Source organism: Gilliamella sp. X-46 (genome assembly GCF_057063525.1).
The window spans coordinates 174,242-187,314 of the sequence record NZ_JBXSQH010000001.1 but is presented as its reverse complement, the minus strand read 5'-3'; the positions used below and the strand labels follow the sequence as shown (position 1 = coordinate 187,314).

General features: G+C 33.3%; 15 protein-coding genes, 1 tRNA gene and 2 pseudogenes. 12 read left to right on the top strand and 6 right to left on the bottom strand.

All coding sequences use genetic code 11. The features are described 5' to 3' along the window. The first annotated feature begins 154 nt into the window (after positions 1-154). Entirely contained in the window at positions 155-1,240 is a 1,086-nt protein-coding gene (gene serC, locus ACYIAJ_RS00870; protein WP_483564172.1) for a 3-phosphoserine/phosphohydroxythreonine transaminase, read from the top strand. Between the two features lie 76 nt (positions 1,241-1,316). Here the strand turns inward: serC and ACYIAJ_RS00865 are convergent, their stop codons facing one another. Then, positions 1,317-1,676 (bottom strand): DUF4156 domain-containing protein, encoded by a 360-nt coding sequence (locus tag ACYIAJ_RS00865; protein ID WP_483558165.1) that lies wholly within the window; start codon positions 1,674-1,676, stop codon positions 1,317-1,319. Positions 1,677-1,892: 216 nt separating this feature from the next. Here ACYIAJ_RS00865 and ACYIAJ_RS00860 point away from each other — a divergent pair. Continuing rightward, positions 1,893-1,969: transfer RNA gene (locus ACYIAJ_RS00860), tRNA-Ile, on the top strand. 25 nt (positions 1,970-1,994) lie between these two features. Here the strand turns inward: ACYIAJ_RS00860 and ACYIAJ_RS00855 are convergent. The 3 genes and pseudogenes from ACYIAJ_RS00855 to ACYIAJ_RS00845 form a co-directional block, all read right to left on the bottom strand. After that, a pseudogene (locus tag ACYIAJ_RS00855) lies at positions 1,995-2,153 on the bottom strand (site-specific integrase); the annotation flags it as partial. Positions 2,154-2,194: 41 nt separating this feature from the next. Next, positions 2,195-2,812: a hypothetical protein gene (locus ACYIAJ_RS00850; protein ID WP_483564171.1), complete on the bottom strand. Its 618-nt coding sequence runs from the start codon at positions 2,810-2,812 to the stop codon at positions 2,195-2,197. 373 nt (positions 2,813-3,185) lie between these two features. After that, on the bottom strand, positions 3,186-3,653 hold the full coding sequence (locus ACYIAJ_RS00845) for an STY0301 family protein (RefSeq protein ID WP_091346768.1): 468 nt from the start codon (positions 3,651-3,653) through the stop codon (positions 3,186-3,188). Positions 3,654-4,015: 362 nt separating this feature from the next. On the opposite strand from ACYIAJ_RS00845, the gene ACYIAJ_RS00840 reads away from it, so the two are divergent. From ACYIAJ_RS00840 to ACYIAJ_RS00810, 7 genes are all read left to right on the top strand, one after another. Then, on the top strand, positions 4,016-4,474 hold the full coding sequence (locus ACYIAJ_RS00840; protein ID WP_483558169.1) for a hypothetical protein: 459 nt from the start codon (positions 4,016-4,018) through the stop codon (positions 4,472-4,474). Positions 4,475-4,729: 255 nt separating this feature from the next. After that, on the top strand, positions 4,730-4,936 hold the full coding sequence (locus ACYIAJ_RS00835; protein ID WP_091346771.1) for a hypothetical protein: 207 nt from the start codon (positions 4,730-4,732) through the stop codon (positions 4,934-4,936). 215 nt (positions 4,937-5,151) lie between these two features. Next, complete coding sequence (locus tag ACYIAJ_RS00830) at positions 5,152-5,580, top strand: hypothetical protein (RefSeq protein WP_483558171.1); 429 nt, start codon at positions 5,152-5,154, stop codon at positions 5,578-5,580. Positions 5,581-5,911: 331 nt separating this feature from the next. Next, positions 5,912-6,268, top strand: coding sequence for an MmcQ/YjbR family DNA-binding protein (locus ACYIAJ_RS00825; protein WP_483564170.1), 357 nt, complete (start codon positions 5,912-5,914; stop codon positions 6,266-6,268). A 569-nt stretch (positions 6,269-6,837) separates the two neighbouring features. Continuing rightward, on the top strand, positions 6,838-8,151 hold the full coding sequence (rhlE, locus tag ACYIAJ_RS00820; protein ID WP_483564169.1) for an ATP-dependent RNA helicase RhlE: 1,314 nt from the start codon (positions 6,838-6,840) through the stop codon (positions 8,149-8,151). A 27-nt stretch (positions 8,152-8,178) separates the two neighbouring features. Next, positions 8,179-8,514, top strand: a complete 336-nt coding sequence (locus ACYIAJ_RS00815) for a YggL family protein (protein ID WP_483564168.1) — start codon at positions 8,179-8,181, stop codon at positions 8,512-8,514. A 225-nt stretch (positions 8,515-8,739) separates the two neighbouring features. Then, positions 8,740-9,048, top strand: coding sequence for a hypothetical protein (locus ACYIAJ_RS00810; protein ID WP_174796991.1), 309 nt, complete (start codon positions 8,740-8,742; stop codon positions 9,046-9,048). An 83-nt stretch (positions 9,049-9,131) separates the two neighbouring features. Here ACYIAJ_RS00810 and ACYIAJ_RS00805 read toward each other — a convergent pair whose 3' ends face one another. Beyond that, a complete protein-coding gene (locus ACYIAJ_RS00805; RefSeq protein ID WP_483564167.1) occupies positions 9,132-10,724 on the bottom strand; it encodes an ABC-F family ATPase in 1,593 nt (530 codons plus the stop codon). A 226-nt stretch (positions 10,725-10,950) separates the two neighbouring features. Continuing rightward, entirely contained in the window at positions 10,951-11,325 is a 375-nt protein-coding gene (locus ACYIAJ_RS00800; protein WP_483558180.1) for an integrase core domain-containing protein, read from the bottom strand. 105 nt (positions 11,326-11,430) lie between these two features. Here ACYIAJ_RS00800 and ACYIAJ_RS00795 point away from each other — a divergent pair. From ACYIAJ_RS00795 to ACYIAJ_RS00785, 3 genes and pseudogenes are all read left to right on the top strand, one after another. Beyond that, a pseudogene (locus ACYIAJ_RS00795) lies at positions 11,431-11,523 on the top strand (riboflavin synthase); the annotation flags it as partial. Positions 11,524-11,624: 101 nt separating this feature from the next. Then, positions 11,625-12,179, top strand: coding sequence for a YbhB/YbcL family Raf kinase inhibitor-like protein (locus ACYIAJ_RS00790; protein WP_483564166.1), 555 nt, complete (start codon positions 11,625-11,627; stop codon positions 12,177-12,179). 25 nt (positions 12,180-12,204) lie between these two features. Further along, positions 12,205-12,987 carry an AraC family transcriptional regulator gene (locus tag ACYIAJ_RS00785; RefSeq protein ID WP_085164084.1) on the top strand — a complete coding sequence of 261 codons (783 nt, stop codon included), beginning with the start codon at positions 12,205-12,207 and terminating at the stop codon, positions 12,985-12,987. The last annotated feature ends 86 nt before the right edge of the window (positions 12,988-13,073 follow it).

Here is a 13,073-nt window from a genome sequence, read left to right as displayed (position 1 = left end):
ACATCAATCTAATTACAACCATGCCGGCATTCGCCGGTATTTTTATGCTAAAACACATGGTTTCCTGAAAATTTTTTACAAAAAATCTGATTGTATATCTGTCCATACAGTGTAAAAATAGAATCCTTCTTTGAATGGATTAAAGTGAATCGCAATGAATAAAAGTTATAACTTTAGTGCAGGCCCTGCAAAATTGCCTGCTGATGTATTAAAGCAAGTTCAAACTGAATTATTAAATTGGCGTAATACAGGCGCATCGGTCATGGAATTAAGCCATAGAGGCAAAGATTTTGATGCATGTGCTATTGAAGCCTCTAATGACCTGCGTGAAATTTTAAACATCCCTAATAATTACAAAATCCTCTATTGCCAAGGTGGTGCCAGAGCACAATTTGCTGCAGTTCCATTAAATATCTTAGGTAACAAAACCAGTGCAGACTATATTAACAGCGGTTATTGGAGCCAATGTGCAGCCAAAGAAGCCAGCAAATATTGCCAAATTAATGAACAAAATGTTGTTATCAAACAAAATGGACTAACAGCTATCAAACCTATGTCAGAATGGCAATTAAATGATAATGCCGCTTATGTACACTATTGCCCAAACGAAACAATCGATGGAGTTCAAATCTTTGAAGAACCCAACTTTGGCAATAAAACCGTGGTTGCAGACTTATCATCATGTATATTATCGCAACCTATTGATGTAAGCCGATATGGCATTATTTATGCTGGTGCACAAAAAAATATTGGTCCATCAGGCATTACCATTGTGATTGTGCGTGAAGATCTTATTGGTTATGCACAAAAAATCCTACCATCAGTATTAGATTACAAAATCTTATTAGACAACGATTCCATGTTTAACACGCCGCCTACATTTGCATGGTATATGTCGGGCTTAGTGTTTAAATGGATAAAAAGCCTTGGTGGACTAAAAGCAATGCAGCAACGAAACCAAGCCAAAGCACAATTACTATACCAATTTATCGATCAATCCGATTTTTATCGAAATACTGTCGCAACAGCGAATCGATCAATTATGAATGTCACTTTTTTATCGCCAAATGAAGAACTAGATAAAAAATTTGTAAGCGAAGCAACTCAAGCTAACATTATTGGCATCAAAGGTCACCGTATTGCAGGTGGAATGCGTGCATCCATTTATAACGCGATGGATCAAGAAGGCGTGAATTATTTAATTGACTTTATGCAACAATTTGAAAAACAAAATGGTTAAATTAACTCAAGATATTACAATTGATTAATACCAATAAAAAAAGGGAGGCAAAGCTCCCTTTCTTATTTAACTAGCCTTATTTACAACTATAAACATCACCAACCATAACCGCATCTGTTGGCGCAATATCCGAAATATATTGCATAGAAGTATCTTGTGCGTTATAAATCACATTCCCCCCCATTGCAGCAGCCTTATTCATCAGCTCAGAAGCCGCATCGCGAATTAGCTCGCTATGCGTTTTAAGGCCAGAAAAGAAACTACTACGACGTCCTTCCGCTTTACCCAATAACTGACAAGAAGCCGCAGGTTTAGTATCAATAAACTGAACTTGACTACCAGCAGAAGTAGGTTGATATTTAGAACTACTACATGCACCTAAAAGCAAGGTTGCAAACATCGCAACACTAATAAATAATAATTTCTTGATAGACATAACATTTCCTCAACCAATAAAATAACTAACAGTAATAAACCAAATTATTGTATCAGTTTAATTAAACAAAAAATATCAGTAATTAAACTTGCATAAAATCCAATAAATTACAGTTTAATAAATAATCAAACCGACCTATTTTATTAATTAACTATAGCAAATTTGATTCAACTCTATTATAATCATAACCCTACTAACTCAGTAGCACACCCAAATGGCCCCTTAGCTCAGTTGGTCAGAGCAGTCGACTCATAATCGATTGGTCACTGGTTCAAGTCCAGTAGGGGCCACCATTAAAAATCATGATTTATATAATTTTTAAGCATTTCTTAGATTTTCCATTGTGCCATTGAATGAGCCTTGTGCCGTAAATGTGACGTTATTTGCGAATTCAAGCATGTGATCTGCGTTTGAATGGGCGTATTTATTCGCTATCTTTAACGTCTCCCATCCGCCAAAATTTTTGAGCATAAAAAGTTTAATTTTCTGCGAAAAGCTTATAGTTATATATTATCTAGTTACCAGCCAATTCCCTTGCAGTATGTCTTTGTGGTTACAGGAGCGATGCTTTCAAAGTTATTTTTAATCATACATTGTTCAAAATAATAATTTGTATAAAATGGAATATCAGGACCTATTTCCAGATAATGATATAATATGCCATCTTTTGGAATATAACGAGCGCACGCCTTATTTAATCTATCAACACTAGGAAAGTTGTCATTGTCGTCATAAGCTAAAAATTTGGTGAGGATTTGTTCTGTTGTACCTGTCAATTTTTCAGTGCTTTTACCAAAATAATAGTTCTCAATATAATTGTGTTGAATCCAAACAGCATCAGGTAAATATTCTTGGGATATATGCCCATCAGTACATAACTGGGTAAAAATATTAATAAGAATAATTCTTGCATTCTCTGCTTCTTGGCTACATTTTTTAATATCGAGCTTTGAAGCTTTAGATTTTTTATTATCAACTGATTGCCAATATGCATTTTTATAATCATTGAATGTCGATTTAACTGTACCAAAAAGGCAAAGCTCTCCACGACTCGAACAAGACGGAACAATAACAACAATAATAGCAACAATAGCAATAATAGGGACAACAAAAAGCATTACTTTTAATTTAACCATTGATTATTCTCAATTCAATTTATGTGAACTCATTTTATATTACAAAAATCAAAAAAAATTAGAAAATGCCATTTTTCACCTAAATGGTGGGATTGTATATTTGACACAAAAAATAGCAACTAATGTCATTGATGATTATAATTCTAATTGCATTAAAAAATTAATTTTATTTAAACTCAGCATCACTTTTTTAACCACAAACATGCAAAAATGATGTTGTTTTATTTATTAAATAATTAAATTAGTTAATTTTTTAAGATTAAAATTTTAATAATTTTTTCAGTCTTTTTATTCTTACCTTTTTAGGCTGATTTAAAGTTATTAAAGATTGAACGTTATTTTGTAAAACCACCATTTTTATAAGATACAAAACCTACTTAATCTCTTGCAATTCACTAGCACTACACTTAATCGTGACTTGTAATCGATCAAATTGATCTTTAGAATCGATTTCCCAGCAGCTTTTCATGATTGGGTTGATTTTTTTGACTAATTCTACTTCTTCATAGTTGTAGCTGCAGCTAACCCAACTACCTCCTTCGTCGTAAATGGTGTTTACGCTCCAAGTTGCTTGATGTTGTTTACCATCAATGATACCGGTTTCTGGTTTTTGCTGGATTTTTTTAGCGGGATTATCGGAATAGACGCCAACGCCATCAAGCAATAATAATGCATCTTTCTTTTCAGAAACCGCCCAATCGTTAGGCAGGTTATTAATATCTAAATGAGCGGATTTAATTGTTACTGAGCTTGGACAAGTTATTTCGTCGGCTTGAGCTGTGGGTAAAGCACTCATCCAAGCTAAAATGACAATACTAAGGCTGATTATTTTATATTTCATGGATAGATCCTGATAAAACATTGAACGTGTAATTATGCCAATGTCATCAATAACGTCAAGTATAAAAATAAGATTTTATTAAGGTTTTTAAAAGTATTGGGTATTTTATGGTAAATTTATAAGTGGATCGTTTTTTAACACAATAGTGATAAAAAATCAGTCAGGAAAGGTATTGATTTTATTGAATTTTTTTGTTTTGTTATTTTTAGTAAAATCAAGGGATTATCTAATGTAGATCCCATCAATGTCTCAAATTTAAGTGATTTTTGCATAACCTATTAATTAATTGTTGAATTTGTAGTCATTGTGTTACATTATTATTTAGATAAGTACACTATGTTAATATGAAAAAGGAGTGCTAATTGAAATTAGTAACAAAATATATGTTCCAAAAAGTGCTAAACATTCGTCCCTTGCTTATAGCCTTTGCTATTTGTTATTTGTTTATGATTATTCCTATATTGGCGACTATTAAGTTTGATTCTTATCCAAATATTTACTTTCCTATTATTTATTTGTTTTTAGGTTTAACCCTATTGATCGAAGTTGTTTTATTTGTTTTGATGTTGATAAAACTGTTTACTGAACCAAATAACTGTCAATTTACCTCGTTTTTAGGGCTGTTTTTCGGCGAACTTTTTTGTATTTTTTGGGGGGGAGCTGTTTACTTTAGTGCTGTGGCTTACAGTTTTGGTTTAAATGAACTTTTTGTCTTTTTATGTGCATTTTTATTTCCTGTTATAAGTGGCTTGGCATATGGCATACTGTTTATTATTAAGGTATTAAGATGGTTGGTTTGCTTTGTGTTAAAACAAAAGTAACGCTATTTTACCCCCCCCAAGAGCCCAATTTTTCAAAACAATAGCAATATCAAAAGGATTGATTTTATTTAAAAAAACAATACAAAAACTTAAATAAAATCAATATCTTTCCTGACGGTTTTTTGTGTGATAAAAATAACAATTTCATTGATTTTTTGTTGAAAAATTATACTTGCTTTTTTCTTAAATCAGCGCTTATATATACATTGATAAGCAATTGGGCTTATCGCCAATTTTATCAGGAGGAAACTTATCATGGTACAAAAATTTGCTCCATATGGTAGTGATGTTTCGGCTGGTACTTATAAGTGTGCCGATTGCGGCTATATATATTCAAATCAAAGCAAAAAATCGTTACCTCCTTGCCCTGATCATAATAAAAAGCCGCATAGCAAAAATGGTTGGTATATTATGTCTGGGCAGGGTGATTCAGTTAAAGATCCTCATCCAAATAAAAAGTGATTTTAGTCACTTAAGACGATTAAAGGCAGCCATTGGGTTGCCTTTTTTGATTGTGTCGATTTTAGATAATTGCCGTTTTGATGAATATTTTATTCTGATTTATTATTTTTATTCTTATTTTTTGTGTAAAATAACAATCTAATTAGGCTTATTGAAACCAATAATGCCGTTAAAATAATATAACTGGATTAAGATTCAATGTAAGGAATACTGAAGTGAAAAAACGAATAAAATTGGCTGCGCTAGTTTCTGCTTTTTTTATGATTTCGAGCGCGTATAGTACCGAATTGCCTCCGTCAGCAAATATAACTAAAGCCTTTGCGGATAGTGCTAAAAGATCGATATTAGGCGAAGGTGGAACATTTCCGGTTAAAATCGAAGCGGGTTACGAAGTCACTAACATTTTTTATAACCTCAATAGCGTTGTTTTTGAATACAATATGCCAATCGATAGCCAAAGTGCATCAATGGTAGATATCACCGAAGGCATTAGGCTTGGTTTAAATGCTCAATTTTGTGACAAGCAAGACGTGATTGATGTGTTACGTGCTTATGATATTCGCTTCTTGTTCCGCTTTCAATTCACCGATAATCGTAATGTGCCCGCAACATTATCAATTGATGAAATTTGTCAAAAACAATAAGCAGATTATTGATTGTAGCCGTATCAATGCTGTGCTTGCTACTCTTAAAGTAGGTTGTAAAATTACTAGTAATTTTGCAACCTGAGTGTAATAAGAAGTTTTAAGTTAGCATTTTTATTTGTTCTTCATGGTTAAGTTTTGTTTTTTAATGTCAAATTTATCTTTTTCTTTATTTCTCTTTACTTTAAAAAATTGAAATAGTTAGCGTAATTATATTTATAATTTTTAAGAAAGATTTTATCCTATCGAAAAACTTAAAAATTGACTAGTTTGTAGGATTAAACAAGCTGTTTATAACTTTAGATTTAGTGAATCGAAAAAGGAAATAACTATGAGCCTGAAAAATAGATTAATAGAATACGCACAGACTTTGAATGAAGTTCAAGTTGATCATCCTTTTAAAAAATTTCCTGATTATAAAGTACTTCGACATAAATGTAATGGTAAATGGTTTGGTTTAATTATGTCAGTTGAGAAAAATAAATTAGGTTTTCGATCTAACGATATGGTAGAGATAATTGATGTGAAATCCGATCCAGAATTGATTTCTATAATAAAAAATAGTTCAGGTTTATTACCGGCTTACCATATGAATAAAAATCATTGGATCACAATAATGCTCGACGGTTCGATATCATTTGAACAAATCATAAATTTATTAAACCATAGTTATAATTTAACGATCTAAACTGTATGGATATAGTTTTTAGGCAATATATAATTAAGCAGTTGGTTTATCCAATAACAAACGTGTTATGGATGACTTCTTGAGTATTTTTTATATAAACTATCTGATCAATGTTTTAGGTAGCATAAAGCCCAGATATTGAGCAGATAGTTTAGTTGAAGTGACTCAAAAATCATATTTTGAGCCCACACTTTGCTACTATAAAGATGAAGAGGCAAATCACGAATATCACGAAAGTTTGCAAAGGTGATATCATCTTTGGCAAAACTGTTAAGGCTAAAAGTGATAAAAGTTAGGCTATTAATACATTTTTAATTCGGTTAGATTTTAAATGCATATATAATCCAATAATAAGGCTGTTATAAGGTGCTAAAAATGTTGGATAAAATGAAGCAGTCTATTGTGAAATTATATTTACTAATATGACTCTAACTTTAGTTTCTGGTTGTAAAATAAACAGTAAATTTTATTATTGAAGATAGACAATAACAAAATAAACAGAAAATATTATGGAATTGCTTTATAATATAAGCGGACAATCCACTTTTCATTTATTTAGGAATCATTTCATGTCATTTGACTCTCTTGGCTTAGATGCTAAGATTTTAAAAGCAATTCAAGAACAAAACTACACAGACCCAACTCCCATCCAACAGCAAGCTATTCCAGTCATTTTATCCGGTAAAGATCTTATGGCAAGTGCGCAAACCGGTACAGGTAAAACCGCAGGTTTTGGTTTACCCATTTTGCAAAAATGGGTTGAACAGCAAGCGCAAGCAATCAATAAACCTGAGGCGAAAAAAGGCAAACGTCCTTTATATGCATTGATTTTAGCGCCGACTCGTGAGCTTGCTGCACAAATTGGCGAAAATATTCGTGAGTATAGCCGTTATTTACCCATTCGGTCATTGGTGGTATTTGGCGGAGTAAGTATTAATCCGCAAATGATGAAACTACGTGGCGGTGTGGATGTCTTAATTGCAACACCAGGGCGATTATTGGATTTAGTGCAACAAAATGCCGTGGATCTTTCAACGATTAAAATACTAGTGTTGGATGAAGCTGATCGCATGTTAGATATGGGCTTTATTCATGATATTCGCCGTGTGATTGCTAAATTACCTAAAAAACGCCAAAATTTGATGTTTTCGGCAACTTTTTCTGATGAAATAAAAGTATTAGCGCAATCGATTTTGCATGCCCCAGAATTGGTTGCTGTTGCGAAAACAAATAGCGCTTCAGAGCAGATCACCCAATATGTGCATCGAGTTGATAAACGTCGTAAACGTGAATTGTTGTCTTATTTAATTGGTAAAAATCAATGGCAACAGGTGTTGGTTTTTACTCGCACGAAATATGGCGCTAATCACTTAGCTGAACAGTTGACTAAAGATGGTATAAAAGCGTCTGCCATTCATGGCAATAAGAGCCAAGGCGCACGCACTAAAGCTTTGGCAGATTTTAAAAGTGGACAAATTAGAGCATTAGTCGCAACCGATATTGCCGCTCGCGGTCTTGATATTGAGTTACTGCCTTATGTGGTTAATTATGAACTTCCACAAGTGGCAGAAGATTATGTGCATCGCATTGGACGAACAGGACGTGCTCAAAATGAAGGACAGGCTATTTCGCTGGTATGCATTGATGAACTTCCTCAATTAAAAGCGATTGAAAAGTTAATTAAAAAAACGATTCCAGAATTAACAACTCAAGGTTTTGAAGTTGATCCTAAGATTAAAGCTGAACCGATAAAAAAATCATCACAAAGGCGAGCACCACCAAAAAGAGGAAGTGCAAGCGCAAACCGATCGTCGCAGTTCAATCAAAATGGTGTGAAATCATCAAGCCGACATAATCACACTAAAAATAAACAAATTAATTAATATTTAATAATGTAGAAGGAAACTATTATGGTAAATCGCAGCAGACGTTTACGAAAAAAATTACACATTGAAGAGTTTAAAGAGTTAGGCTTTACGGTTAGTTGGTCTTTTGACGAAGGTACAAGCGAAGAGACTTTAGATAATATCGTTGATCAGTTTATTCTTGAAGCTATTCAACCCAATGGTTTAGCTTATGAGGGAAGCGGTTATTTAAATTGGAAAGGGATTATTTGCACCCAAAAATTAGGGAATTGTACTGAAGAACATCGTGACATTGTCACAAAATGGCTGGAAACTCACGGTTTGAAAAATGTAAAAACCAGCCAACTTATTGATATTTGGTGGGATGAATTAGAGTTCTAATTCATTGGTCATCTTTAAATAGAAAATAGTCACAGGTGTGACTATTTTTATGACTAAATTACTATTGTAATAATGGGTAATTTGCTTTTTATTATTTATAACCCATTGTACTTATGTTTTCTTAAAATGATCAAACAACGCTAATATAAGTTGGTATAAATCAGTTAGCCTAATTCTATTATCTAAACAATGACTGTCTACTATTTCGGTAAGGAGGCTTGCATAATGGGCGAAGACACTATTTTTAAACTTGATAAAAAATATACGCCTTTTTTATTCAAAGCGATAGAAGCAGCAAAGAAAAGCGAATTTGTGACCAAATATAAATACGATATCGATCATTTTTATATATCTTTTAATAATTATATAAGCATAAATAATGGATTTAGCTGTTATACAATAAGCTTTTATTCGAAAGAGATAACGCAAGATAATTGGATGAACATTGGAGCTGGTGGAATAGTTATAGATGATATAAATGTTGATATAGACATTGATTCTGGCGAAGTTATTTCCATTTATACAAGTCGTTAACAAAAATTAAGACGTTGTAAAATTTATTGGCAACCAGAATAATAGCCACATTGGTATTTGTGGCCATTTTTATTAATGAATGATTATTCAATTCCTTGACTACGTAAGTAATCTTCATAATTACCCGTATAATCAATTACTTTTTCTGGGGTGATTTCAACAATGCGTGTTGCCAGTGAGCTAACAAATTCACGGTCGTGCGAAACAAAAAATAGTGTGCCCTGATAAAGCTCTAATGCCATATTGAGTGATTCGATAGATTCCATATCTAAATGGTTAGTTGGTTCGTCCATAACAATAATATTAGGACGTTGCATCATCAATTTACCAAATAACATACGTCCTTTTTCACCACCAGATAAGACCTTAACTTGTTTTTTAATATCGTCTTGTGAAAATAATAATCGACCTAGAATACTACGCACGGCTTGTTCATCGTCGTTTGGTTGTTTCCATTGGCTCATCCAGTCAAATACCGTTAAATCGCCTTCAAATTCGTATTCATGATCCTGCGCATAATAACCAATATTTGCGTTTTCAGACCATTTTATATCGCCTTGCTCAGGAGTCAGTTCGCCCATTAGCGTTTTTAATAATGTGGTTTTACCAATACCATTAGTCCCTAAAATAGCAACTTTTTCGCCCACTTCAACCATGAGCTTAAGATTTTTAAAAAGAGGGCCATTGTCAAATCCTTTGGTAAGGTCTTCAACAACAAGCGCATTACGAAATAGCTTTTTATCTTGCTCAAAACGAATAAATGGATTTTGTCGACTAGAAGCTTTGACTTCTTCAAGTTTGATTTTTTCAATTTGCCTTGCGCGTGATGTTGCTTGTTTTGATTTTGATGCATTGGCACTAAAGCGACTAACAAAGGATTGCAGTTCACTAATTTGTGCTTTCTTTTTGGCATTGTCGGCTAACAAACGCTCTCTCGCTTGCGTTGATGCGGTCATGTAATCGTCGTAGTTACCCGGATAGATGCGCAATTCACCATAATCTAAATCTGCCATATGGGTACAGACCATATTTAAAAAATGGCGGTCATGCGAAATAATGATCATAGTACTTTCGCGTTGATTTAAAGTATCTTCAAGCCAGCGGATTGTATCAATATCTAAGTTATTGGTTGGTTCATCGAGTAATAAGATATCTGGATTTGAAAATAGGGCTTGGGCTAATAATACCCGCAACTTCCAACCTGGTGCGATTTCGCTCATTAATCCGTAATGTTGCTCAATTGGAATACCAACACCTAATAATAATTCGCCAGCCCGAGATTCGGCACTGTAACCATCCATTTCAGCATATTGGCTTTCTAAATCAGCAACTTTAAAGCCATCTTCTTCACTCATTTCAGGGAGTGAATAGATGCGATCCCGTTCTTGCTTGATCTCCCATAATTCTGTATGTCCCATAATTACGGTATCAAGGACGGTAAATTCTTCAAAAGCAAACTGATCTTGGCGTAATTTACCGAGTCTTTCATGTGGATCTAAAGCCACATTACCTGATGTAGGCACGAGATCGCCACCAATAATTTTCATAAAGGTGGATTTACCACTGCCATTAGCGCCGATTAGACCATAACGATTACCGTTGCCAAATTTAACCGAGATGTTTTCAAATAATGGCTTACTGCCAAATTGCATTGTGATGTTATTTGTACTTAACACGAAAATTGACTCTCTTTAAAATGCGTTTTGCTCAAAAGCAATAATTAGCCTTTGCATGACGTCGCGAAAATATAAATTGGCGCACATTATGCCATAATTAATCATTTTTGAGGATCTTTGTTTTAGATAATGGCATTTAGGAAGGGTATATTTAATTTAATTATTAATATATTGTAAAGTATAGGAAAATTCCGTGATGTTTACACTTCATAATTAAAATAATCCTCTAAAGCTCATAAGACGTTTTCCCCGAAATCGCTTTATGCGGTTTAACCATATTATAATAGTTAATAAATCGCTTAAGTTTTTGTCGTCTATCTTTTGAATCTTCGAATATTTGCTGATTATGCCACATCGCCATTAAAGTTCGTATGACTCTTTCTGCTTTTCTATTCGTTTGCGGGCAGGCAGGTTTTGTAAATTTTTGATTGATAGGATGATTATTACATGTTTTAACAAATAGGTGTTCACATGTGTCTTGATATTCACGCCCATTATCGGAATAAATACATTCAATGGTATAAGGACATTGGGCTAACACATCATTTTGTAAAAAATAGTGCTGAGCTAAATTGGGATTTATCGGGGTAAATGATCGCATAGAGCTTACGTGAAAAATCATCGATACCAACGAATAAATAGTCTCTAGTTTGCTGTTTCGTTTCATTCTTAAGTAAAGGTAAACGTTTGGTATCAACTTTAGATGAAAAAAGTAGGGGACAAAGTCAAAATTGAAATTGACTCACAAACTCAAGCCATTGTTGATATGGTTGAACGAGTATTAGCCGCAAGAGAATGATAATATTAATCGAATTTGTGTCATATTTAAGCTAATTTGTGCTGATTATAGATTGAAAATTCCTTATGATGGCTTTTATTTAATAGTTAAAAGAGGCTAACATGCGTATTTTGTACAAAGCGAAAGCCATTATTTATAGTACATTATTATTGAGTACAAGTTGCAGTTATGCGGCGCAATTACAATTAACTAGCACTGATCTTGTCGATAGCGGGTTTACTGCTCGGTTTATATCCAATCAATTTGGTTGCCAAGGCGAAAATATATCTCCGCAAATTTCATGGCAAAATCTACCCAAAGCGACAAAAAGTTTAGTATTAACTATGTATGATCCTGATGCACCAACGGGTTCTGGTTGGTGGCATTGGGTGATTGTTAATATTCCTGTACAAACGCCGTTTATTAAACAATCAGCAGGAAATAATCCCAATTTATTACCTAAAGGAAGTAGGTTAGTACGTAATGATTTTGGCGTGATAAATTACGGTGGTCCATGTCCTCCGCTAAATTCGACTCATCGATATCAATTTACACTTTATGCACTAGACATTGATCACATTGAGGTTGATGAACAAACCACACCAGCTCTAATTGGTTTTATTGCTAATTCGCATCAAATAGCGAAGGCAGATATGATTTACTCCTACTCACGTTGATATTGGTTAATAGGCTATTAGGATTATGGATTTTGCTTCAATTGGTCGAGTGACTTATATAACACAACGTTGTAATCAAACCCTAAAGCAGATTCAAAGCAATGATCCAATGATTGTCTATGTCATAAATGGCGAAAAACAGATTGAATGTGAGGGCGAATATTTTAAGGTAAAAACAGGTCAATTAGTCCTGATTCCAGCAGGTAATTTAATGAATATAAATAATTTTTATATTGATGATAAGGATTATCAAGCCATCTGTTATTCTTGGCATGCACAGTTAATAGACCAATTTGCTTTATCTCATCTTTATCAGAATAGTCAAATTCTTAAAAAAATTAAAGTTGAAACAATATTACCTGAAACTTTTATTACTCGATTGGTACAGATTAAAACAGAATTATTGACCCATAACCAATGCAATTCTAATCTTGTTAAACATTTATTTATTGAATTATTAATTAGATTATCTGCATTTGGTGTGTATTTTCCCCTGAATAATAACCCAAAAATTAGCCAAAAAATTCGCGAAATTATTAACCAGCAGCCAGACAAAAAGTGGCAGGCAGCAGAAATTGCTAAACAATTTGCTATGAGCGAATCAACTTTACGACGACATCTTGCTTTAGAAGGATATAATTTATCCAAAATTATCTTAGATATAAGAATGAATTTTGGTTTAATGCTGTTACAAACTACCCAAAAAACGATCCTACAAATTGCCCAAGAAGTGGGATATGAATCAGGCTCTCGTTTTGCTTTTTACTTTAAACAACGTTTTGGTTTTTCACCAAAGAGGCTACGTTAGTCAATTTTTTATCACTAACATTTAATTTTATTTATTAAATTTTTTTATGTGTGTTCATTACCGTGGTTTCTCAAATTACTGTATAT